The organism is Bradyrhizobium sp. 190, assembly GCF_023073415.1.
Taxonomy (GTDB): domain Bacteria; phylum Pseudomonadota; class Alphaproteobacteria; order Rhizobiales; family Xanthobacteraceae; genus Bradyrhizobium.
The window spans coordinates 77,975-101,662 of the sequence record NZ_JADPJL010000065.1 but is presented as its reverse complement, the minus strand read 5'-3'; the positions used below and the strand labels follow the sequence as shown (position 1 = coordinate 101,662).

General features: G+C 61.6%; 21 protein-coding genes. 10 read left to right on the top strand and 11 right to left on the bottom strand.

Annotated features, from left to right (window positions below):
* Positions 1-4 precede the first annotated feature (4 nt).
* Positions 5-403: an MAPEG family protein gene (locus tag IVB22_RS32300; RefSeq protein WP_247521210.1), complete on the top strand. Its 399-nt coding sequence runs from the start codon at positions 5-7 to the stop codon at positions 401-403.
* An 82-nt stretch (positions 404-485) separates the two neighbouring features.
* Here the strand turns inward: IVB22_RS32300 and IVB22_RS32295 are convergent, their stop codons facing one another.
* The 7 genes from IVB22_RS32295 to IVB22_RS32265 all read right to left on the bottom strand — a co-directional run bounded on the left by IVB22_RS32295 (position 486) and on the right by IVB22_RS32265 (position 7,431).
* On the bottom strand, positions 486-1,859 hold the full coding sequence (locus IVB22_RS32295; protein ID WP_247521209.1) for an outer membrane protein: 1,374 nt from the start codon (positions 1,857-1,859) through the stop codon (positions 486-488).
* A gap of 217 nt (positions 1,860-2,076) precedes the next feature.
* On the bottom strand, positions 2,077-2,670 hold the full coding sequence (locus IVB22_RS32290; protein WP_247521208.1) for a bifunctional 2-polyprenyl-6-hydroxyphenol methylase/3-demethylubiquinol 3-O-methyltransferase UbiG: 594 nt from the start codon (positions 2,668-2,670) through the stop codon (positions 2,077-2,079).
* 14 nt (positions 2,671-2,684) lie between these two features.
* Positions 2,685-3,731 (bottom strand): N-acetyl-gamma-glutamyl-phosphate reductase, encoded by a 1,047-nt coding sequence (gene argC / locus IVB22_RS32285; protein ID WP_247521207.1) that lies wholly within the window; start codon positions 3,729-3,731, stop codon positions 2,685-2,687.
* 98 nt (positions 3,732-3,829) lie between these two features.
* Positions 3,830-4,810: an N-acetyl-gamma-glutamyl-phosphate reductase gene (gene argC, locus IVB22_RS32280; RefSeq protein ID WP_247521206.1), complete on the bottom strand. Its 981-nt coding sequence runs from the start codon at positions 4,808-4,810 to the stop codon at positions 3,830-3,832.
* Positions 4,807-5,493: an FMN-binding negative transcriptional regulator gene (locus IVB22_RS32275; protein WP_247521205.1), complete on the bottom strand. Its 687-nt coding sequence runs from the start codon at positions 5,491-5,493 to the stop codon at positions 4,807-4,809. Before IVB22_RS32275 ends, argC (IVB22_RS32280) begins: the two co-directional genes overlap by 4 nt.
* 240 nt (positions 5,494-5,733) lie before the next feature.
* Positions 5,734-6,723, bottom strand: a complete 990-nt coding sequence (locus tag IVB22_RS32270; protein WP_247521204.1) for an MBL fold metallo-hydrolase — start codon at positions 6,721-6,723, stop codon at positions 5,734-5,736.
* Positions 6,724-6,900: 177 nt separating this feature from the next.
* Complete coding sequence (locus IVB22_RS32265; RefSeq protein ID WP_247521203.1) at positions 6,901-7,431, bottom strand: DedA family protein; 531 nt, start codon at positions 7,429-7,431, stop codon at positions 6,901-6,903.
* Between the two features lie 252 nt (positions 7,432-7,683).
* Here IVB22_RS32265 and parE point away from each other — a divergent pair, with 252 nt between their 5' ends.
* The 5 genes from parE to IVB22_RS32240 all read left to right on the top strand — a co-directional run bounded on the left by parE (position 7,684) and on the right by IVB22_RS32240 (position 13,132).
* The gene (gene parE / locus IVB22_RS32260) at positions 7,684-9,738 is read left to right on the top strand and encodes a DNA topoisomerase IV subunit B (RefSeq protein WP_247521202.1); all 2,055 of its coding nucleotides are present in this window, start codon (positions 7,684-7,686) and stop codon (positions 9,736-9,738) included.
* Positions 9,739-9,973: 235 nt separating this feature from the next.
* Positions 9,974-10,774: an outer membrane protein gene (locus tag IVB22_RS32255; RefSeq protein ID WP_247521201.1), complete on the top strand. Its 801-nt coding sequence runs from the start codon at positions 9,974-9,976 to the stop codon at positions 10,772-10,774.
* Positions 10,775-11,027: 253 nt separating this feature from the next.
* Positions 11,028-11,213 carry a hypothetical protein gene (locus IVB22_RS32250; protein ID WP_247521200.1) on the top strand — a complete coding sequence of 62 codons (186 nt, stop codon included), beginning with the start codon at positions 11,028-11,030 and terminating at the stop codon, positions 11,211-11,213.
* Positions 11,214-11,350: 137 nt separating this feature from the next.
* Entirely contained in the window at positions 11,351-12,121 is a 771-nt protein-coding gene (locus tag IVB22_RS32245; RefSeq protein WP_247521199.1) for an SDR family NAD(P)-dependent oxidoreductase, read from the top strand.
* Between the two features lie 270 nt (positions 12,122-12,391).
* A complete protein-coding gene (locus IVB22_RS32240; protein ID WP_247521198.1) occupies positions 12,392-13,132 on the top strand; it encodes an outer membrane protein in 741 nt (246 codons plus the stop codon).
* Between the two features lie 95 nt (positions 13,133-13,227).
* On the opposite strand, the gene IVB22_RS32235 is transcribed toward IVB22_RS32240, so the two are convergent.
* Both IVB22_RS32235 and IVB22_RS32230 read right to left on the bottom strand, forming a co-directional pair.
* Entirely contained in the window at positions 13,228-14,439 is a 1,212-nt protein-coding gene (locus IVB22_RS32235; protein ID WP_247521197.1) for an FAD-dependent oxidoreductase, read from the bottom strand.
* Positions 14,440-14,487: 48 nt separating this feature from the next.
* Complete coding sequence (locus IVB22_RS32230) at positions 14,488-14,709, bottom strand: hypothetical protein (protein WP_247521196.1); 222 nt, start codon at positions 14,707-14,709, stop codon at positions 14,488-14,490.
* A 142-nt stretch (positions 14,710-14,851) separates the two neighbouring features.
* Here IVB22_RS32230 and IVB22_RS32225 point away from each other — a divergent pair, with 142 nt between their 5' ends.
* Positions 14,852-16,546: a sulfatase-like hydrolase/transferase gene (locus IVB22_RS32225; protein WP_247521195.1), complete on the top strand. Its 1,695-nt coding sequence runs from the start codon at positions 14,852-14,854 to the stop codon at positions 16,544-16,546.
* 156 nt (positions 16,547-16,702) lie between these two features.
* On the opposite strand, the gene IVB22_RS32220 is transcribed toward IVB22_RS32225, so the two are convergent.
* Positions 16,703-17,101 carry a nuclear transport factor 2 family protein gene (locus IVB22_RS32220; protein ID WP_247521194.1) on the bottom strand — a complete coding sequence of 133 codons (399 nt, stop codon included), beginning with the start codon at positions 17,099-17,101 and terminating at the stop codon, positions 16,703-16,705.
* 284 nt (positions 17,102-17,385) lie between these two features.
* On the opposite strand from IVB22_RS32220, the gene IVB22_RS32215 reads away from it, so the two are divergent.
* Positions 17,386-18,369 carry a putative zinc-binding metallopeptidase gene (locus IVB22_RS32215; RefSeq protein WP_247521193.1) on the top strand — a complete coding sequence of 328 codons (984 nt, stop codon included), beginning with the start codon at positions 17,386-17,388 and terminating at the stop codon, positions 18,367-18,369.
* Positions 18,366-19,391, top strand: coding sequence for an ATP-grasp domain-containing protein (locus IVB22_RS32210; RefSeq protein ID WP_247521192.1), 1,026 nt, complete (start codon positions 18,366-18,368; stop codon positions 19,389-19,391). Before IVB22_RS32215 ends, IVB22_RS32210 begins: the two co-directional genes overlap by 4 nt.
* A 784-nt stretch (positions 19,392-20,175) precedes the next feature.
* Here IVB22_RS32210 and IVB22_RS32205 read toward each other — a convergent pair.
* Positions 20,176-21,627, bottom strand: a complete 1,452-nt coding sequence (locus IVB22_RS32205) for a caspase family protein (protein WP_247521573.1) — start codon at positions 21,625-21,627, stop codon at positions 20,176-20,178.
* A 435-nt stretch (positions 21,628-22,062) separates the two neighbouring features.
* Here IVB22_RS32205 and IVB22_RS32200 point away from each other — a divergent pair, with 435 nt between their 5' ends.
* Positions 22,063-23,571: a DEAD/DEAH box helicase gene (locus IVB22_RS32200; protein ID WP_247521191.1), complete on the top strand. Its 1,509-nt coding sequence runs from the start codon at positions 22,063-22,065 to the stop codon at positions 23,569-23,571.
* Positions 23,572-23,688: the final 117 nt, after the last annotated feature.

Sequence of the window (23,688 nt, the reverse complement as noted above, 5' to 3'; positions counted from 1 at the left end):
AACAATGACCCGCGAATTGTTCTGGCTGACTCTCACCGTGATTTTGACCGGGCTGTTGTGGGTTCCCTACATCATCAACCGCTGTCAGGTGCGCGGCCTCTCCGGCGCCATGGCCAACCCCTCGCGCAACGACAAGCCGCATGCGGACTGGGCCAACCGGCTGATGTTCGCGCACGACAACGCGATCGAGAACCTGATCATCTTTGCACCGCTGGTCCTGATCCTCAACGCCATCGACTATTCGGACAGATGGACCGTGATGGCCTGCGCCGTGTATTTCTGGGCCCGTGTCGCCCATCTGATCGTCTACACGCTGGGCTTGCCGGTGTTCCGCACACTGGCCTTCACCGTCGGCTTCCTGGCGCAAGCCGTGCTGGCGCTGGCAATCTTCAAGGTGGTTTGAGGTTCGTTTCACGATACGTAAGCCAAAGCAAAACCCCGGGCCTCGGCCCGGGGTTTTTCGTTGATGCGTCCTGAAATGACGCTCAGTACTTCGCGACGACCGGCGAATTGAAGTGGTAGTTGATGCCCGTGCGGAAGACGTGCTCGGTCACGGATCGGGTCGTCGTCGCCGGGGTAGCACCGAAGATGAAGCTGTCCGACGTCGAACCGAGGTCGACGTAGAGGTATTCGGTCTTGGTGGTCCAGTTCGGGCCCAGCAATCCCAGCAGCGTAAAGGGCATTTCGATGCCCGCACCCGCGGTCCAGCCGGTATTGGTGTGCGAGAAGGATTGCGTCACCGGGCCGACGAACGAGTTCGTGGCGATCTTGGTCTTGATGCTGCCGTAAGCGAGACCGCCGGTGGCATAGAACAGGGTTGATCCCACCGAATAACCCAGCCGCCCGCGCACCGTGCCGAACCACGGCAGCGTGGCGTCATAGGCCGCGAGAACCAGACCCGGGGTACAGAAGGTCACGCAAGTCTTGTTGTCTTTCTGCGTGCTGCCCTGAATATCGGCCTCCAGACCGAACACCCAGTTGGCTGCCTGCCAGTTGTAACCCGCCTGGACGCCGCCATTGATCCCGTCGGGCGCGAGGTTGAAGGTCTCAACGATCCCCGCCGCCGGTATGCTCATGGAGCTACGATCCCGGCCGGTGCCGGAACCGAAATTGCCGCCGAGATAGAAACCAGCCCAGTTGGCGGCAGCGACCGGCGCATAAGCCTTGCCACCGATCCGATAGTTCAGGCCGACGCGAAAGATGTTTTCACGAATCTCGGTGTTGATCGTGGTCGGAGCAAAGAGCGTCGAAGCATCGGTCTTGTTGCCGAGATTGAGGTAGAGGTACTCGATCTTTCCGGTCCAGTTCCCGCCCAGCGCCGCTTCGACGCCGCTGCCGACGACCCATCCACTCTGCGTGCGGTCCGTCGAGAACGTCGAGGTGACGCCGAGTGCCGATTGGGTCGCATTGGTCTTGACGTTCCCGAATGCGTAGCCTGCGGTCACATAGCTCAGCACCGGACCATTGGCGATACCGATGCGCCCTCGTGCAGTGCCGAACCAGTCGAGTTTCTGGCTGTAGGCCGTGTTGACAGCGATAATCGAAAAATTGGTGCGATCATCGCTCAGGCCAGCGCCCTGGAAATCTGCCTCGACACCGAAAACGATCGGGCCAAGCACCGAACCCGTCTGCCAGTTGTAGCCGAACTGGCCACCACCGAAGCCGCCCTGCGGCGACGTGTAGAACGAATAAGGCGTGCCTGCGCCAATCCAATCGTGCTGAAGGCGATCACGGCCAAGCCCGACGCCTGCGTTGACGCCGATGTAAAAGCCGGTCCAATCGTAGACGGCGGCCAGTGCTGGAGCTTTGGTGTAGGGACGGGCGGCGAGGTCTGCGGCGATCGAGGGGGCGGATCCCAATGAGAGCGGTGGCCAGCAAGTACGTCTTCAATTTCATTTACGGCATTCCCAGTCCGGCATTCCCAACTTTCCAACACACGCGCTGTTGGCACTCGGAATGTCCTTAACGGATTCGTATCTTAAAGCTGTAGCCTGCCAGCCACATCCTCCGGCGATCTCTCTCACGCTACGAACTGCGGCAATATCCGGGCAATATCACGGGCTTGGAAGCCGTTCTTCAGCCGCCTTTTTTGGCAACGACAAACAGCATCGACGCCATCTTGTCGTCGAAGCCTTTGACTTCACCGCGCTCGATCGACAGCGAGTTCCATTTGCCCGCATCGGCATAGGTCGCACGCAGCCAGTCCGGTGACGGATAATTGTAGTAGCGATTGAGCGTGTCGCGGCCGTCGCCATCGCCTTCCTTGTAGCTTGCGAAGAAATAGCCCGCAGGCTTCAGCGCGCGCCAAATCCGCGCGAGAACATTCGCAAGCTCAGGCCTTGGCACATGAAGCAGGCAGGCGTTGGCCCAGACGGCGTCGTACGCCTCGACCTCATCGAGGTCATGAAACAGGAGCGTCGCGACGACGCGGCCGAGACGCTTCGACGCAACGGCAGCCATTTCCGGCGACCCGTCGGTTGCGCGAACATCGAACCCGTGGGCCAGCATTTCCGCCGTGTCGCCGCCAGCGCCGCATCCGAGTTCGAGAATGGCCGCGCCCGGCGGAAGCAGCGCCAGAAACGCCGTCAGCCGCGCCTGACGCGAGGTGATCTCGCGCCCGGCATAGGCCTCGGCGTTGCCGCGGTAGAATTGCAGCGTTTCCTCGTCCACCGCGGCACCTCACGTCACGGGAACAGCGCGATCTGCTCCAGTCCGGCCGTTTCAGGCAGCCCGAACATCAGGTTCATGTTCTGGATGGCCTGCCCCGCCGAGCCCTTCACCAGATTGTCGAGCGTGGAAATCACGATCGCCCGGTTCTTGATACGATCGGCGACGACGCCGATCTGTACATAGTTGGAGCCGCGCACGTTCTGGGTCTGCGGCAGCACGCCCTTCTTCGCAACATGCACGAAGGGTTCGTTGGCGTAGGCTTTCTCAAGCGCGGCGCGCAAATCGTCCGGCGTTGCGCCATTGAGTTTCACATAGGACGTGCAGAGTTCGCCCCGCGCCATCGGAATGAGGTGCGGTGTGAAATTCACCGTCACCGCCGAGCCTGCGGCGACACCGATCTCCTGCTCGATCTCAGGCGCGTGCCGATGGGTGCCGACCGAATAGGGCGACAGCCCCTCGCCCGCCTCGCTGAACAGCGTGTTCTGCTTCAGTCCGCGCCCGGCGCCGGTGACACCCGATTTTGCATCGATGACGATGTCGTCGACGTCGATCAATTTGGCTTTCGCAAGCGGCACCAGCGCGAGCAGCGCCGCGGTCGGATAGCAGCCGGGACAGGCGACCAGCCGCGCAGACGTGATCTTCTCCCGGTAAAACTCGGTGAGGCCGTACACGGCTTCGCCCTGCAGTTCGAGCGCCCGGTGCTCGTGGCCGTACCATTGCGCATAGGTGTCCTTGTTGCGCAGCCGGAAGTCGGCCGACATGTCGAGAACCTTGATCTTCGGGTTGGCCTTGAGGACGGCGGCGATGATCTCCTGCGTGGTGCCGTGCGGCAGCCCGCAGAACACCGCATCGAGGCTGGTCCAGTCGACCTTCTCCCATTCAACCAGTTTCGGCAGGTCAAGCATGAAGAAATGCGGAAACACCTCGCCCATCGACTTGCCGGCGTGGGTATTGGCGGTCAGAGCCGTGATCTCGGCATTCGGGTGCCGCGCCAACAGGCGCACCGCGTCGGCCCCGGTGTAACCGGAGGCGCCGAGAATGCCGACCTTCTTCGAGCTCATCACGCGTTCCCTTCAGGCGTCATTTGATTATCTTGCCGCGGTAGAATTGCAACGTCGTTTCGTCCCACCGGGCTTGCCTCGCAGCAACGCCGGATCAGTTACTTGTCGGCAAGGCCGAGCATCAGCCGCATGTTCTGCACGGCGGCGCCCGAGGCACCCTTGCCCAGATTGTCGAGCCGCGCGACCAGCACCGCCTGACGATGTTTGTCGCTGGCAAAGATGTAGAGTTCGAGCTTGTTGGTCTCGTTGAGCGCCTCGGGCTCGATCCGCCCGCCCTTGGTCGCCGCGTTCTCAAGCGGCATGACCGAGACGTATTTGCTCCCGGCGTAGCGTTTCGCCAGCGCCGCGTGCAGGTCAGCGCCACCAGGCTTGCCCGTCAGCGTGTCGAGATGCAGCGGCACCGAGACCAGCATGCCCTGCCGATAATTGCCGACCGACGGCACGAAGATCGGCCGCCGCGTCAGTTTTGAGTAAAGCTGCGTCTCCGGCAGATGCTTGTGCTCGAAGCCGAGGCCATAGAGCTCGAAGGACGGCGCGCTGCCATCCTCAAAACTCGTGATCATCGACTTGCCGCCGCCCGAATAGCCGCTGACGGCGTTGATGGTGACCGGATAGTCCGCAGGCAACAGGCCGGCATCGACCAACGGCCGCAGCAGCGCGATGCCGCCGGTCGGATAGCAGCCGGGATTCGAAACCTTGCGCGCGGTCCGGATCTTGTCGGCCTGGTCAGGCGTGAGTTCCGGAAAGCCGTACGTCCAGTCGCTGGCCACTCGAAAAGCCGTCGAGGCGTCGAGCACCTTGGGCGCCGAAGCACCCATGCCGTCGATCAGGGCCACGGTTTCCTTCGCGGCATCGTCAGGCAGGCAGAGGATGACGAGGTCGACCTCCTCCATCAGCGCCCGCTTGGCGCCGGCATCCTTGCGCTTATCCTCGGCGATGCTTTTCACCACGACGTCGTTCTGCAGCCGAAGGCGCTCCTGAATGCCGAGGCCCGTCGTTCCGGAGGCGCCGTCAACGAACACGGCGGGCCTGGTCGCGGCGCCGGCGGTTTTGGGCTGGTGGCTGTCGGTGAGTGTCATGGCGCGCTCCTTTCGAGCTGGTTCGTTTCGTCGGCAAAGGCCAGTTCGTTTGCAAACGCGTTGGGCCGCGCCTGTTTCATCAAATGCGCGATCTGCTGTGCGCCGGCGTCGGCCTGCGTGGCAAGCGACCCCGCAACCGCCGCATAGTCGGTTTCGGATTTGTGCTGGTTAAGCTTGAAGCTGCCCTCGACCTCTTCAACCGTCATCTCAAGGCCCACGATCGCCTTCTTCATCGCTTCCAGCCGCCCGGCCGTCATCTTCGACGACAGCCAGGGCTTCTTCGGCAGCAGCCTCTCCTCGAACTTGGCGCTGAGCGCCTCGATCTGCTCGGCGAGTTCGCTGTCGGACATCGTCCGCACCGGGCCGGTCAGATGCACTGCCTGATAGAGCCAGGTTGGCACCTGGTCCGGCGAGACGTACCAGTCCGGCGACACATAGGCATCCGCGCCGTTGACGGCCAGCAGCCATGACGTCGTCCCGTCCGCCAGCTTTACCAGCGGATTGTGACGCGCGACGTGAAACAGCGCGCGCGGCGTGCCGTCATTGGCCGAGGTGAGATAAAACGGCAGCGACGAGGCGACCGGCTTGTTGCCATCCCACGCGCAGGCCAGCGCAAAGCCGCGCGCTTCCGCGAACGCGAGGCTCGCGGCGCGGTCGGACTTGAACGGTGGAGGCGTATACATCTCAAACTCCTGCTTGACGTAGGAGCCGCCAGTTCAGACCGCGTTTTCTGGAAAAGGAAGAAGCCGCGGGACCCGATCCGGCGGCAGGGGCGACGATCTTAAACGCAGACGTCCGCCCATACCGCGATAATGCGGCGGCGGCGAGCGATGGTCATGGTCGCGGCGATAATCATGGGCGCGGCTATAAAGCCGCGCCCGCCTGACGTCAAGTTGTGACTGCTATTCCGGCAGGGTCTGGCGTCAGATCACCGGATTCCACGGCGCCGGGATCAGGCGGTAACCGTTGCCGTCCTTCTCGACGAAGCCATTGGCCGGGAACGGATAGTGGAAGCCCTGGACCCGCATCTTGTCGGCGACCAGCATGTCGTAAACCCGGCGGCGGGTCTTTTCCGCCAGCGCCGGATCCTGGTCGAACATCAGGTGCCAACCCGGATTGGTGACGAACAGCGCCGGCAGGTTGGTGACGTCGGACTGGATGAACACCTTGTCGGAGCCCGAGGAGAGCACATAGGAGGTGTGGCCCGGCGTGTGGCCGATGGTTTCCACCGCTGTCAGTCCCGGTGCGACTTCCTTGCCCCACTCATAGGGCGTCGCCTTCTTCTTCAGTCCCGCCTCGAAGACGCGACGGGCATTCTTGAACACCGTCTGCATCCGCCCTTCCGGCGCACGGCTCATCTCACCGTCATCCATGAAGTACTTCCACTCTGCCGCCGGCACCAGCACCTCGGCATTGGGGAATGCGAGCGTGTTCTCGGCGGTCAGGAGACCGTTGATGTGGTCACCGTGGAAGTGCGAGATCACCACTATGTCGACCGCCTTGGGATCGAATCCGGCGGCCACCATGTTGGCGCCGAACTGTCCGACATTGCCCTTGCTCGACGCAAAGGCGGCCGCGCCGTTGCCGGTGTCGACCACCACCAGCTTGCCGCCGGTATTGATGACGAGCGGCGCGAACTGGATCGACATCTTGTCCTTCGGCATGAAGTTCTTTTCGAGCGCCGCGTTGACTTCGTCCTTCTTGACGTTGAGCACGAACGTGTCCGGCAGCGCGAAATTGTTGACGCCGTCGGAGATGGCCGTCACCTGAGCGTCGCCAACTTTGTAGCGATAGAAGCTCGGCGCCTGCTTGTCCGCCACCGGCGCGGCCGCCCTGGCGGGCGCTTGCGGCAAGAGCGGCGTGGCGGCGAGCGCTGCGGCGCCGGCGAGTGCGTAACGTCGTGTCAATTCCATGGTGATGTCCTCCCAGTGAGACGATGGATGCGGTTTGATGCGTGCCTTGGTTCGGTTGCTGCCGAATCTACCAGCGCTTCTGCGATAGCGCGACGACGGCTTCGCGACGGTAACGCAAAGATGGCTCGAGTATCTTTGGGGCTAACACCCTCGTCATCAGCTTATTCCAGTCTGCCCCTACGCCACCCGCCACAGCCATTCGGCGAGCTTCCCCATCACATCGCCGACCAGCAGCAAGACAGCGGACCAGACCAGCGCAGAGACGAAATTGGCGATCTGGAACGGCCAGTAGGACATCTCGAAAATGCCGGCAGCGAGCGGCACAGAGGCCCGCAGCGGCCCGAAGAAGCGGCCGATGAAGATCGAGGGCACGCCCCATTTCTTAACGAAGTCCTCGCCGCGCAGCAGGATTCCCGGATAGCGCGACAGCGGCCACATCTCTGCGACGTGTTCCTTGTATTTGAAGCCGATCCAGTACGAAACCCAATCGCCCAGCGCCGCGCCTATGCCGCCGGCCAGCCAGACCGGCCAGAAATTGATGCCGCTGACGCCGATCAGCGCGCCGATTGCAACCAGCGCCCCCCAGGCCGGCACGAGCAGCGAGATGAAGGCGAGAGATTCGCCAAACGCCAGCACGAGAACGATCGGAGCGGCCCAGGCCTGATTGTCGCGCACGAAATCAACCAGGGCACGCGCAAATTCTTCCATGTCCTGAAACGCCTCCGCCCCTTCTCCGCCGGCGAACCTTGGAGGTTCCGAGCCCCGCGAAGAGGTACGCCAGCAGATTGCGTGACTTCAAGTCACAAAGCCGGACACTGGACGTGATCTTCGTTGATTCCCACCGCCAAGAGGGTTACTGCCGCCCGCCATCGCGCCGGGGCGTCACTTTTTGAGCCCATCCGTGGCATAGTCACAGCAACCGATTCGCTGCCGCGCGCTGCGCGCAACACCTAAAGAGCCATGTCCAAGTCATTGAAATCAGCTACAAAACCTAAATCTGCCAACGACCTTTTCGGGGCGGAACCGAAGGGCCGCGCCGCGCCCAAGGCCGCGTCACGGGCGACCAGCGCCGAGGCCGGCTACACGGCGGCCGACATCGAGGTGCTGGAAGGATTGGAGCCGGTGCGCCGCCGCCCCGGCATGTATATCGGCGGCACCGACGAAAAGGCGCTGCATCATCTGTTCGCCGAAGTCATCGACAACGCCATGGACGAGGCGCTGGCGGGACACGCGTCATTCATCGAGGTCGAACTGACCGCCGACGGTTTTCTGACCGTCACCGATAACGGCCGCGGCATTCCCGTCGATCCGCATCCGAAATTTCCGAAGAAATCCGCGCTCGAAGTCATCATGTGCACGCTGCATTCGGGCGGCAAGTTCGACTCCAAGGTCTATGAGACCTCAGGCGGCCTGCACGGCGTCGGCGTCTCCGTGGTCAACGCCCTCTCCTCGCGTCTCGAGGTGGAAGTCGCGCGCAGCCAGAAACTCTATCGGATGAGTTTTGAGCGCGGCCATCCCAAGGGCAAGCTAGAAGACCTCGGCAAGATCAACAACCGCCGCGGCACCCGCATCCGCTTCAAGCCGGACACCGACATCTTCGGCGCCAAGGCGGCCTTCAAGCCGCAGCGCCTGTTCAAGATGACGCGCTCGAAAGCCTATCTGTTCGGCGGCGTCGAGATCCGCTGGCGCTGCGATCCCGTGCTGCTGAAGGGCATCGAGGATGTGCCGGCCGAGGACAGTTTCCACTTCCCGGGCGGGCTGAAGGATTATCTCGGTGCGGCGATCCACGCCGACACGCTGGTGCATCCGGATATCTTCTCCGGCAAATCGGGACGCAACGGCGCCCATGGCGCTTGCGAATGGGCGGTGGCCTGGACGGCGGACGCCGACGGCTTCCTCTCCTCCTATTGCAACACGGTGCCGACGCCGGATGGCGGTACGCACGAGTCCGGCATGCGCAGCGCGATGCTGCGCGGCCTGAAAGACCACGCCGAGCGTATCGGCCAGGGCAAGCGCGCCGCGCCCGTCACGTCGGAAGACGTCATGGTGGGAGCTGCCGTGATGCTCTCGGTGTTCGTTCGCGAGCCGGAATTCCAGGGCCAGACCAAGGACCGGCTCGCTACGGCGGAAGCGCAGAAGATCGTCGAACAGGCCATCAAGGATCCGTTCGATCACTGGCTGTCGGGCAATCCGCTGCAGGCCAACAAGCTGCTGGATTTCGTCGTCGAGCGCGCCGACGAGCGGCTGCGCCGCCGCGCGGAGAAGGAGACTTCACGCAAGACCGCCGTGAAGAAACTCCGCCTCCCCGGCAAGCTTGCCGATTGCACCAACACCGCCACCGAAGGCTCCGAACTGTTCATCGTCGAGGGCGACTCGGCCGGCGGCAGTGCGAAACAGGCGCGCGACCGCAAGACCCAGGCCGTGCTTCCCTTGCGCGGAAAGATTCTCAACGTCGCCTCCGCCGGCAAGGACAAGCTCACCGCCAACGCGCAGCTCGCCGATCTGATGCAGGCGATCGGCTGCGGGACGCTCGCGCATTATCGCGAAGAAGATCTGCGCTATTCCCGCATCATCATCATGACCGACGCCGACGTCGACGGCGCGCATATCGCTTCGCTCCTGATCACGTTCTTCTATCGCCAGACGCCCCGACTGATCGACGAGGGGCATCTCTATCTGGCGGTGCCGCCGCTCTATCGCCTCACCCATGGCGCCAAGACGGTTTACGCCCGCAACGACGCCCACAAGGACACGCTGCTGAAGAACGAATTCAACGCCAACGCCAAGGTCGATGTCGGCCGCTTCAAAGGCTTGGGCGAGATGATGCCGGCGCAGCTCAAGGAAACCACCATGGATCCGGCCAGACGTACCCTGCTCCGCGTGGTGCTCCTGGCCGACGACCGCGAAGGCACCGCCGATTCTGTCGAGCGGCTGATGGGAACCAAGGCCGAGGCGCGGTTCGCCTTCATCTCCGACAAGGCGGAATTCGCCAGCGACGACCTGCTGGACGTCTGATTTCACCATTAGAGGCAGCTTTCGGGCGGTTTCCGGCATTTTGGACTGGTTAACGCCCGAATTTGCCTGTTTTTCGGGCATTTCCCGGTCTTTCGTTTTCCGGTGGCTGTGTTTCCCCCGCAACAGCTTTTTGGGCGGAACTGCGTATAGTCACCGTACTGGGTTTTGGGAATCGGGTGCTCGCGCACTTGTTGGAGCGGTCGGCTTCGACGCTTTGAACTAAGGGAATTGGGACATGAAGAAGTTAGTGATCGCTCTGACCGCGGTAGCGGCATTCTCGGGATCGGCTGTTGCGGCTGATCTCGGAGCTCGCCCTTACGCCAAAGCTCCGGCCCCCGTGGCCGCCGTATACAACTGGACCGGCTTCTACATCTTCGGTGGTGGCGGCGGTGGGCTCTGGAACGCCGATAGCAACGTCCAGACTTTCCCCGGCGCTATTGCCATCACCCGCGACCAGCGGAATGGCGGCAGCGGCTGGTTCGGAACGGTCGGCGCCGGCTATGATATGCAGTTCGCCGGCCGATGGGTGGCCGGTATTTTCGGTGACGCGCAGTTCGGAGATATCCGCGGCTCCCTCTCCGATCCTTTCTTCCAGACCGAAGGCCGTATGAAGCTTGAGACGAGCTATGCCGCGGGTGTGCGACTGGGCTATCTGGTTGCTCCCAACGTGTTGTCTTACGTTAATGCTGGCTACACTGGTTCAGAGTGGTCGGGCACGACTCAATCTGACCTTTTCGCCGGTGGTGTCGGCGCAATTTACACCACGCCTTCCTTTGATCGTAATGGATGGTTCATTGGCGGCGGCGTCGAGAACAACCTGGACCTGTTCGGCATCTCGGCTCCCGGCTGGTTCATGAAGACAGAGTATCGCTCTGCTTTCTATGACCGCATCAGCTTGCCCGGGACGGTCACGCCTGCCCTCGGCGGTGGTCCGACCGGCACTGCAGTTACCTTCAAGCCCTGGACGCAGACCATCAGCACCTCGCTGGTCTACCGCTTCAACTGGGGTGGCGCTCCGGTTGCCGCCAGGTACTGATCTCTTCTAAATCTGAAGCTCAAAAGCCCCGGCATCGTCCGGGGCTTTTTTGTTGTCCGCATACGGGGCACGCGGCATTGGTTTCCAACGCGACCCGCGCTCCATTGACCAGCAGATCTTCTTCTGCGGCTGGCGGTTCGGCTCCATGTGGCGCTAATATTCCGAGCGACCAACGGCGGCGCTTTGCCAGAGATTGACGGATACATGTCCAGCGGCGTCCCCGAGAACAGACGCGCGCAAACGGAGGCAATCCATGGCCAGATCGCTTTCGATCATCGGCTTTCTGGCGCTTGCCATCGGCTTGCTGTGGATCGGGCAAGGCACGGGGGCGATTCCTTGGCCGCCATCGAGCTTCATGATCAATCAACTGCAATGGGCCGGATATGGCGCGCTGCTCGGCGCCGTCGGCCTGATCCTGATCTGGCAAGGCAATCGCTAGATTCGTAGATTTGTAGGGTGGGCAAAGGCGCGTCTATCGCGCCGTGCCCACCATCTTCAGGAACGGCGGATGGTGGGCACGCTTCGCTTTGCCCACCCTACACAACTACGCAACCTAAAAACAAACGGACAACAACCATGAAGACAGGACCCTTCGATCTCACCGGCAAGGTAGCCATCGTCACCGGCGGCAATGGCGGCATCGGGCTCGGCATGGCCAGGGGATTGGCAGAAGCCGGCGCGGCGATCGCGGTGGTGGGCCGCAACGAGGCCAAGTCGGCGGCTGCGGTCGCCGAGCTTGCGCAAGGCGGCGCGAAGGCGATCGCGGTCGCGGCCGACGTCACCGACAAGGCCGCGGTCGCCGCCATGGTCAGCCGCGTCGCCGGCGAGTTCGGCCGGATCGACATCCTCATCAACAACGCCGGCATCAATATTCGTAAGCCGCCGCACGCGCTCGATATCGCCGAATGGAACAGCGTGATCCAGACCAACCTCACCAGCGCCTTCCTGTGCTCGCAGGCAGTCTATCCCGCCATGAAGGCGGCTGGCGGCGGCAAGATCATCAATATCGGCTCGATGATGTCGATCTTCGGCGCCAGCTTCACGCCGGCCTATGCCGCCAGCAAGGGCGGCATCGTCCAGTTCACCCGCTCCTGCGCCTGCGCCTGGGCGGCCGACAACATCCAAGCCAACGCCGTGCTGCCGGGTTGGATCGACACGGATTTGACCAAGCGCGCCCGCAAGGAGATCGACGGCCTGCACGACCGGGTGCTGGCGCGGACGCCTGCGGCGCGCTGGGGCGCCATCGATGATTTTGCCGGGATCGCGGTGTTCCTGGCCTCGCCCGCCTCCGATTTCGTCACCGGTACGGCGATTCCTGTCGATGGCGGGTACTCTGTTATGGGATAGGCGGGCTGTTTGTTAGGCTGCCCTTAACGCTGAGGGAAAGCGATTCGTCGGGAAGGTGGTTTCCCGGCGCCGACCGAGCAGCCCAATCGCTCAAATCTCCCCGTTTTTTCACCTTCGGAGCCGAATCGCGGCCGTCCTTCGGCAATCTATTGGTGTAACGGTGTTGGAAGTTCCACGACTGTGGCGTGCAGGTGACAGCTTTGCCGCGGTTCCTGAGATATGTACGACAGCATGCATTACTCGCGTTACTTGCATGAATTGGAGGAAATAATGAAAAAGTTCGCTATCGCTGCTGCTGCCTTGGTCGCCGGCACTGTCAGCGCCTCGGCCGCGGATCTGGCCGCTCGGCCGTACACGAAGGCTCCGGTCGCCGTTGCCTCCGTCTACAATTGGACCGGATTCTACATCGGCGCCGACGTCGGTTATGGCTGGGGCCGCTCGACCGGCATCGCGACCAATGCATTTGGATTTTTTCCGACCCCCTACAGCGTCGACCCGAGCGGCGTTATCGGTGGCGGGTTTGCGGGCTATAACTGGCAGGTCAGCAATGTCGTGCTCGGCGTTGAGGCAGACTGGCAGGCAGCCGATTTGAACGCTTCTGGCATTTTCCCGAATAGCGCTGGGGCGCTTTATAACATTCGGACCAGCGTCAAGGATTATGGCTCGGTCAGAGGACGGGTCGGCTTGGCCTTCGATCGCTGGATGGTGTTCGGCACCGCCGGTTGGGCGTGGGGAAGCTGGGATACCTCGTATGGGTTTGCCGGCGCCGGCGCTCCCTTTGTAACGATGGATGTCAATTCGAGTGACGGCTGGACGGCCGGTGCTGGTATCGAATACGCCTTCGCCGACAACTGGCTGGGCCGTGTCGAGTATCGTTACACCGACCTCGGTCGTGCCAGCTTTGTTTCCCTCCTCACGAACAGTGCCGAAGTCGGAAACCGAGTGACCATCAACGACGTTCGCGTGGGTATCGCCTACAAGTTCGGCGCCCCGGTCGTCGCGAAGTACTGATCTTCGCTAACCTTCGACAGCTCAAAGCCCCGGCATCGTCCGGGGCTTTTTGTTGCGTTCTGCTCACTGGGATGCTTTCTGCATCCGCATCGTCTTTAGGCTCGGACCGGCGACTGCACATGTTCGGGCCGCACCCCGAGGCCGATAAACCGCGCCGTGATGCCCTGTAGCCAGGGTACGGCGGTGACCAGCCGCATCACGAGCGGGACCTTCAGCGGCTGATTGCCCGGCTTGAGCGCGGCGCTGACGATGTTGTTTTGCGCCATCACCTGCATCCGCTGTGTCATCCTGACCGGAAACTCCCGGCGGCGGCGGACGGCGTCGAGTTCGTCCTCCGACGGACAGCCGCCCGCCAGCTTCGCCGCCAGCAGGTTGGCGGCGGCGACCGCGTCCTGCACCGCCAGATTGACGCCGACGCCGCCGATCGGCGACATCGCATGCGCGGCGTCGCCGATGCACAGGAGCCCCGGCCGGGTCCAGCGCTTCAGCCGGTTGATCGCAACCGTCAACAGCTTCAAGTCGTCCCAGCTCTTCACCTCTGATAGCCCCGATTTCAGGATCGGCGCCATCCGCGCGATATCGTCGAGCAGCGCCGGCAGTCCCCTCGCCTTCACGGCCTCATACTGCCCCTTGGGAATGACGAACGCGCATTGCCAGTAGTCGCCGCGGTCGAAGGTCACCATCATCTTGCCGGGATCGACCCGCGCAAACAGGTTTTCGTTTTCACCCTCCCCCTTGCCGGCGCGAAACCACAGCACATCCATCGGCGCGCCGATTTCCTCGACTTCGAGCCCGGCGCGTTCGCGCACCAGCGAATGGCGGCCGTCGCAGGCCACCGTCAGGTCCGCCTCGATATCGATCACGCCATCCGGCGTCTTCGCCTTCACGCCCCTGATGCGCTCGCCGTCACGCAACAGATCGACGGCTTCCGTCGACATCATCACCTTGAGCGAAGCAAACCGCTTGCCGCTCTCGCGCAGGAAATTGAGAAAGTCCCACTGCGGCATGAAGGCAATGAAAGGATATTTGACGTTGAGTCGGCCGAGATCGGCGATCCGTACCGTCTCGCCGCCGAACATTCCCTCCATCTTCTGCAGGCGCTGATGCGGCAGTTTCAGGAAGCCGTCGATCAGCCCAAGTTCATCCATCACCTGCAACGTCGAGGGATGCACGGTATCGCCACGAAAATCGCGAAAGAAGTCGGCGTGCTTCTCCAGCACCACGACATCGATGCCGGCGCGTCCGAGCAGGTAACCGAGCATCATGCCGGCCGGCCCGCCGCCGACGATGCAGCAACGTGTTTTCATCGCTCGCTCCCTCGCATCGATAGAGCCAAGCCTATTACACCATCAAGCCTACTCAACCATATTGTGCTGCTGCCAGCGTAATAGATGAGCCTGCAGCCGCCAGATCATGGCCGAAAGCGCCCCCACCGGCATCCCCGTGGCTTCAGCCCGCGCCTCGGACTCGATGATCAGGCGGCCGATACCGCGCTCCGCGCCGATGAATTCGCCGACGATGACGCCGATCAGCGCAAAGGAGATCGCCGGCGAGAGCGAGGCAAACACCCAGGCCATGGCGACCGCTCGCTGGTAGCGCCAGAGCGGGCATCCCAGCGGTTCACGCAGGACTCGTGCCTCCTAACACGAACGTTATCTTTATTTGCCTCAACGACGCGGCAATTGTTGAATTCCGCTCACCTCCAGCTACCTTACTCACATGATCCTGACCCTGATATTGCTGGCAGCTATCGGTGTCATTGTGCTGGCAGAACGCAGCGCCGAGCACCTGCCATTCGCGATCTCGATGCTCTTCCTTAGCGCGGCCGCAATCTCATTCATCGTTGGCGATTTCGACAGAGCGATCCTGCTGGCTGGTGTGCTGGCCGCAGCAATCACCGCCGCATCGACTATCAAACATAATTACAGCGCGCTTAAGCTTGTCGTAACCGACTTGCCACTGATGTTTGCAGGCACAGCTCCCTTTTTTGTATCGCAGTACCCGCGCGCCGTATTAGCCGTCCTGACTGGAACTGCCGCACTCTTCCTGGCTGCATCAGCTACTCTGATCCACGGAACCGGGCCATCAATTCCCCTGGATGTCAGAGTTTCTTTATTCGGCGTTACGCTTATTTGCGTTGTAACGGCCTTCAGGATAAGCGGCGGCGGCATTTCCTTCCAGCGGATCATGGCCCAGCGGCGGTGCTTTTACTCGACCTTCATGGCTTCGCTGATCGATCCACATTCCTGGCGGCAAGTCGGCGGATTGGCTCTGAGCGATATTGCAAATGACCCGTTGCCGCTAATGGCGGCCGTACCAGCGCGCACCGTCGAATATGCCGACATTATCGTCATCCAGCATGAATCGATTTTCGATCCCCGAATTTTTGGACTTCCGATTGAGCCGACTGTCGAAGCGTTTCTGTCCCCAAAGAATGGCCTCCATGGAATCCTTAACGTCGACATTTTCGGCGGGGGTTCGTGGCAATCCGAATTTAGTTTGTTGACCGGTCTTTCAAGTGCAAGCTTCGGTTCAAATGCCTATTACCTTTTCAAGCAGGGCGCGGGCCGATTTCACAACAGTCTTCCCCATGCATTGGCTGCGCTTGGGTACAGGACCATGCTCGCGTCGAGCTGTCGTCGCAATTTTCTCAACTACGATGAATTTTACCGTTCGATTGGCTTTAGCGAACGCTTCTTTGCGGACGATTTTCCTCCACCGTTCGACATCCGCCGGTTCGAGACGACAAATTCCGATGCAATTTTTCTGGAAGCGGCGTTCGCGGCCCATACGAAGGGTATTGCTGACGACCCAGCACCCCGCTTTCTATATGCACTGACTAACTTCAATCACGGCCCCCACAACCGAAGGCTGGCGGCGCCCGGACAGTTTGAGAGAGAACGTGCGTTTGCCGCATCAAGCCTTCCCGATGCTCAATATGCCGAATACTACGCAAGGCTTGCGGAGACAGCCTCAACCTGGAAAAGGCTCAAGTTTGAGCTGACAACGAATTTTCCCAAACGTCCTGTTCTCATCGTGCACTACGGGGATCATCAGCCCGTAGTGGCGAAGCGGATCGATCGGCAACTCAAACTCCCCAACGATGCGCGGCGCGCGTTCCGCACATTTTATGCAATGGAGGTGCTAAACATCGTACCCGATTGCCTTGCTTCCGGACCGGGCGCGGATCTGGATATTGCTTTTCTTGGGACCGTCGCCCTGCAGCAAGCAGGTCTGCCGCTTGATCCGATATTTGCCACCCGCGCCAGCTTGCTTGACCATTGCCGGGAAACTTACTTTGCGTCGCCTTCCGAACAGAAGCGCCGATTCCATCGCACGCTTGTGGATCTGGGCATGATAGACACGGGGCCGAGCGTTCCAAACGGCCGCTACTCACCCACGCCGACGAAGTGATCGAATGGAGTTTCCATCGTTCCGTCAGGCCGAAGTCATCAAGAGCCGCTATCGCGCGCTCCCGTGAGGTTACCTCCGCTCAACGGAGGAGCTCACGTGCGACATCAAGTCCACGTCAGCTCCGGCGCGCTCCAGGCTCCTACTTGGTGCTCAACCCTAACGATAGGCTTTGGCGACCGCGGCTGAGTCCATGTACTCGTGGAAGGCCGCGATCTGACCGCCGCGGACGGTGAAGACGTGCGCGAAGTCGCCCTCGATGGTGCGCCCGTTGGCTTTGACCTGCCAGACGTAATGACCGAGCACGACGACCTTGTCGCCTTGTGCAATGAATTCACGCTCCTCGAATGAACGCGCATCCTGTAGGCTTGCGAGGGTCGAAAAGAACTCGCCGACAGTGCCGCGCCCCTGTCGCTTGCCGGAAAAGGGCACGTTCTCAATCTCTGGCAACTGCCACGTGACGTCCTCTGACATGGATTGCAACAGCGTCGGGATGTCACCGGCCTTGAAAGTGGCATAAGCCTGCTCGACAAGCTGTCGGTTCTCATGTTCACTCATCTGCACCCTCCTAACGCATTTGGGGTGAAAACGCGGTCATTTCATAACTGATATGTGAACCTGTCAATGCGCGGACGGCGCATTTGGGTTGGCATTTGCTGGGATTCCGACTTGCAGGAATCCGCGTGGCTTCCGTCGAGGTCGGCAGAATGCAGGCGCAGGAGCTGGCTGGGCAGTTGTTGTCAGCAGCATCCTATGACACCATCTGAGTACCCAGTTGTTATGACTTCTAGATGCCTATGCCCCGCCGGAAATATGCTTGGGAAAAGCTATCGGATGAGCAGTTGCTCCAGCAACGCCTCAGTACTCTGAGGGTTGCGGTCGAAGGCACTTGGCTCGAGGATTGTATCAGAACTCTTTATGAGGAGCTCGAAGAGCGGGGTATCCGGCTGCGGCCACATACATGGATATCGAGCGAATGGTTCAGTCCGGCAGATGTGCCCGGCATTGCCATCCCATTCTATCTCACCCATCCCCGCCTGATGAAGCTCGAGAAGAAAATGATGCTCGACGTCGAGGGCGGCACCTGGTCCGAATGCATGGCCATCCTCCGCCATGAGGCAGGCCACGCCATCCAGCACGGCTATCAGCTGCAGCGCCGCCGGCGTTGGCAGCAGCTGTTCGGCCGGTCCTCAAAACACTACCCGCGCTACTACCGGCCCAATCCGGCCAGCCGGCAATATGTCCAGCATCTTCGGCTCTGGTACGCGCAGAGCCATCCAGACGAGGATTTCGCCGAAACCTTCGCGGTGTGGCTGCGGCCGCGTTCGAACTGGCGGACGCGCTATGCCGGCTGGCCAGCGCTGAAGAAGCTCGAATATGTCGACGAACTGATGGAGGAAATCGCCGGGAAGCGGCCCCTAGTCACGACGCGGGAGCGTGTCGATCCGCTGCATGAACTCAGCCAGACACTCGACGACCACTATAAAAAGAAGCAGGCGTTCTACGCCTTCAGGCCACCGAAGACTTACGACCGCGACCTCTCCCGGCTCTTTTCCGCCGATCCGCGGCATCGCCGGGGGCAGCCGGCTTCTGCATTCATCAGGCGGCACCGCGCCCCCATCAGGCAGCTGGTTGCGCGGTGGACGGGCGAGAACCAACTTACGCTTGATGCTGTACTTGACGACATGATCTCCCGCTGCCGAGAGCTCAATCTGCGCGCTGTCGGCTCCGATCGGAAGCTTGTGGCTGACTTCACCGTCCTGTTGACCGCCAAGACCATGCATGCGCTGTTTGGTCCTTCGCGGCGAAAATGGATCGCGCTATGAGACGCCTGCGCGTTCTGGTGCTCATGCATCCGGACTTCGTGCCCCCGGACTCTACCGACGGATACACCGCGCGGCAAATCAACGAATGGAAAACAGAATACGACGTCGTGAGCACCTTGCGTGCGGCCGGTCATGATGTTCGCCCGCTCGGTGCGCAGGAGGAAATCAAGCCGGTGCGCGAGGAGATCGAAAGTTTCAAGCCGCACGTGGTATTCACGTTGCTGGAGGAGTTCCACAATGAGCCCCTGTATGACCAACACATCGCAAGCTATCTCGAACTGATGCAGATCCCGTATACCGGGTGCAACCCGCGTGGCCTGATCTTGGCGCGCGGCAAGGATCTGTCCAAGACGTTGGTGCACCATCGCCGGATCGCGGTACCTACCTTCGCCGTGTTTCCGATGCGCCGCAAGATCAAACGGCCAGCGCGTCTTGCGCTGCCGCTGATCGTCAAGAGCCTGAACGAAGATGGATCCCGGGGTATCTCGCAGGCATCTGTCGTCGATACCGACGAGAAGCTCGCAGAGCGCGTCGCCTTCGTCCACGAGCGGATCGGAACCGCCGCGATCGCCGAACAATATATCGAGGGACGTGAGCTTTACGTCGGCGTGCTCGGCAACAATCGGTTGCGAGTGTTGCCGGTTTGGGAATTGAAATTCGGCACCATGGGCGGCCAGGCCATAGCCACCGAGAAGGTCAAACACGATCCCGGTTATCAGGAGCGCGTGGGAATTGTAGATGGGCCGGCCAAGAACCTTGCGCCGGAGGTACGCGCCCGCATTCAGCGAACAGCGAAACGCATCTACCGAACACTGGGGCTCGATGGATACGCGCGCATCGATTTTCGCCTCTCTGCCGACGGCACCCTGTATTTCATTGAAGCGAACCCCAATCCCGAAATCGCGAAGAGCCAAGAGTTCGCTACAGCGGCCCGGCATGACGGACTTGATTACCCGGGCCTCTTGCATCGCATTCTGGCGCTCGGAATAAGCCGGGCAAACGCCGGCGCATCCGTAGGCTGAGACGGGTATGCGGAAGAGAGATTCCCATGCCCGATTCATCTATGTCCGACTGTTTTGGTCTGCTCGAAGACTCGGAGCGGCGCCATGACAAACAGGCATAATGCGAATTCGTGGCTTTGATCGATGTAGTTTCTGACGGGGACACCAGCCATCGCACCCGGCGAGGAGGCTTTCCAGTCAGCGAAATATGTCACTCATGACAATCCCATGAGCAGGACACAGGAAGCCAGGAACGCGAACAACACCCAATGCCCGCGCTGGGAGCGTTCGTAGTGATAAAGCAGAAGCGGAACGGCCAGCAGCTTTGATACGTACACAGAAGCCAGACCGGGATTGCGGCCACGAGCCGATGAGTTCATGAATTTCCGGCCGTACGACGGGAGCGGTCAGCTCTGACATCGCACGCCTACGACTCGATCAAAATTTGCGAAGAAAAACTGCAGCGATTCCGGCGGACACGGCCCCGGAGTGATCGGCCCGGCTTTTGAAAGATCATCTGAAATACGCACATACATACACCTTGCTTGACCAGGTACTACCTGGCCGCATGCCTTGGTCTTCCGGCACTCCCCGCCGCGAGATCGCGGAGTCATATTTTTTTGTGTTGTGCCTACATCCATCCCGTCGTCCCTGCGAACGCAGGGACCCATACACCGCGGCGGATGTTGTCTTGGTAGGATGGGTGACGGCTTCTTTCAGCAACTGGCGACGGTGGCTATGGGTCCCTGCGTTCGCAGGGACGACGGATGAGAGGTCCGTGGCCATCGCCGTTCGAAGCCCTGCACTACCGCCTGAAACTCTTGATCTCCGAAACGCTGCCGTCGCGGTAAGTCAGCTCCACCGAAACCGATTTGGTCTGCGGCGCGAGCTTCAAATACGGCGTCGCTTCGTGCGGAATGACGCTGGGATCCCGGGGATCGCATGGCGGCATTTTCAGAACCTTGTCGGGCACCGTAGAGTCGATGCCGACGCGCACTTCGCGGATCGCGCAGCGATACGACATCAGGTGCGTGTAGTAGACCAGCAGGCCGTTGAATTCGCGGAACGACAGCCAACTCGTCGCGGTCATGTCGAGGATCTTGCGCTGGTCGCGGATCAGGGCGGCCTCGGGGTCGAAGCGGATCGGGAACGGCCCCTGCAACTCGCCATTGGTGTCGACATAGCGCACCTGGATCATCGCGGCCGGCGCATCGGCCGGAAGCTCGACCGACGGGTTGGGCATCCGCTTGCGGGTCCGCGGATCGAGCGTATCCATGAAGCCGGTCTCGCGGAAATTGCCGCTGTCCCCCAGCCGCCAGGATATGCCGAGCGTCGGGTCGGCGATCGAGAACACCACGGTCCAGCCGCCATTGTGACGCGAGAACATCGCGATCGGCGCGTTGACGGAATCGTTCTGCGGCTTGAGTTGCTGCACCGGCGGCAATGCCGCGAGCTGTTGCAACGACTCGGCGGGCTTCGCCGCCGCTTCCGGCTGCGCCTTGCTCGCCAGACCGTTTAGGAACACGTCGTCGACCATCTGGTCGAAATAGACCGGGATCTGCTTGTGACGGACAGTCTCAGCCAGTTCGCTGACCGCCCGCCGCGTCCGCTGCGCGACCTGGACGAGGTTCGCGCCGGGCTGCGTCAGCTCCTTGGCGAAGGTGCGCGTGAACACCGAATTGGGATTGGCGTCGTCATTGGAAAGCCGGTCGAGCGCGGTCTGCCGCGGCCCGGCCGAGAAGATCGAGAACACGCCTTCCGGCAATTGCGTCATCGGCGCAAGGCCGCCGCGGCCGGCAACCGCACGCGTGCCGGCGCGCTCGAACGGATTGTTGCGGCAGGCATCGAACACCAGGATGGCGGTGCGCACCTTGCGGTTCTGCAGCCGCTCGATGATGCGGTCGGCGAGGACCGAGGCGTCGCGCACCAGCTCTTCCTGGCCTTCGGTCGCCGCCGGCACGTCGGTCGGCAGCAGGAAATTCTGGCCGGCGATTTCGAAGCCATGGCCGGCAAAAAAGAAGAACGCGGTGTCGCCGGCATCGACCGCCTTGTCGAACGCCAGCAGCGTCTGGCTGAACGCCTGCCGGTTCTGGTTTTCCGCCACCATCACCGTGAAGCCGAGCTGCTTAAGCGTATCGCCCATGGTGCGGGCGTCGTTGACCGCCTTCTGCAGCTTGGGCACGTTCCTGTAATCGTTGTTGCCGACCACGAGCGCGACGCGCTTTTCGGCATAAGCGGGGACGGCGAAGGCCACCATGCAAGCCGCAACGCTCGTCACCGCGAGCAATCTGGAAAGCCAACCCTTCATCGAAATCCCCCAGCGCACGAATGGTCCTGGTTTGGGCCGTGCAAAGCCGCTTCATGCCATAGTCGACAACCCAATGCCCACGGTTCAACGGCGCCGGTTGATAAGAATACAGCGGCTCGATTTGACGGCCAAATGACGGTTTTCGCCGTTATTTGTGCGAAAACATTAAGCTTTTTAGCAATATGGCTCGTTCCCAGATTGACTTTGGCCATTTCGACCCTATGTTCGCGATCAACGCGGCCTTGGATCGAAACGCGATTCCCTAGGTTAGCCGCTCGTCTGCGTAAGTCAGAGCCCCCAGCTTTTCAAAGCGCGCCGTTTCGGGGCAAAACGCGACAGCCTTTTTACCCTCGATTCCGAACGGCGGTGTCGACTAGAGGCTCAATGTCTTTTTCCCATCTCGGCCTTTCCGATAAGGTCCTCGCCGCGGTTGCGGCCACCGGTTACACCACCCCTACCCCCATCCAGGAACAGGCGATTCCCCACGTTCTGGCCCGCCGCGACGTCCTCGGCATCGCCCAGACCGGCACAGGCAAGACCGCCGCTTTCGTCCTGCCCATGCTCACCATGCTGGAAAAGGGCCGCGCCCGGGCACGAATGCCCCGCACCCTGATCCTCGAACCGACCCGCGAACTCGCGGCACAGGTGAAAGAGAATTTCGACAAATACGGCATCGGCCAGAAACTCAACGTCGCGCTCCTGATCGGCGGCGTCTCGTTCGGCGACCAGGACTCAAAACTGACCCGCGGCGTCGATGTGCTGATCGCGACCCCCGGCCGCCTGCTCGACCACACCGAACGCGGCGGCCTCCTGCTCACCGGCGTCGAACTGCTCGTCATCGACGAAGCCGACCGCATGCTGGACATGGGCTTCATCCCCGATATCGAACGCGTCTGCAAGCTGGTGCCGTTCACGCGGCAAACCCTGTTCTTCACCGCAACGATGCCGCCGGAAATCAGCCGCATCAGCCAAGACTTCCTGCACAATCCCGAGCGCATCGAAGTCTCGAAACCCGCCACAACCGCGACAGGCGTGTCGCAGTTCCAGGTCCGTGGCGGTCGCGAGGTACACGAGAAGCGCGAGATCCTGCGCCGCCTGCTGCGCGACGCCAAGGATCTTCAGAACGCGATCATCTTCTGCAACCGCAAGCGCGAAGTCGCCGTCGTTTACAAATCGCTGCAGAAGCACGGCTTCAGCGTCGGCGCGCTGCATGGCGACATGGATCAGTCGGCCCGCACCGCGGCGCTGGATCAATTCCGCAAGGGCGATATCCCGTTGCTGGTGGCCTCCGATGTCGCGGCCCGCGGGCTCGACATTCCAGCCGTCAGCCACGTCTTCAATTTCGACGTGCCGCACCATGCCGACGACTACGTGCATCGCATCGGCCGTACCGGACGTGCAGGACGCGCGGGCACCGCGATCTCGATCGTCAGCCCGCTCGACAGCAAATCGATTGCTGCGATCGAACGGCTGATCGGCCAGACCATTCCTGCCGCCGAAGGCGATTATGCCGTGCAGTCGGTTTCCTCCGACGAAACCGATCAGCCACGCGAACATCGCTCACGCGATGGTTCCCGGGAAGGTTCGCGCGGGGGCCGCAAGCCGCGGCGTGAGCGCGAGCCGCGAGCCGCCAAGGGTGCTGACAAGACTGATAAGCGCAGCGATAAGAGCGAACGCGAACCGCGGCATGCCAAGGGCGCCAGCCGCAGTGCCGGCCCGCAGCCGCAGGCAGCGGCTGCAGCCTTCGTGCCGCCCGCCCCTGCACAGCCCTCGCGCGTGCCCTCGATCGGTCGTCCCGAACCGCGGCGCGCCGCGCGTGACGCTGAATCGGAGCCCGCCGATCACTCGCATCTTCCGGCGTTCCTGTTGCGGCCAGTTCGCGCCCGCGTCTGAACGAATTCGGCATGACCCAACGGCCGGAACCATTTACCGGCCGTTCATTCTCCTCCATTAACCTGCCGCAGATAATTGAATCATTGCGGCAGGGCAACGAGCGGCGCTGCTCGATAT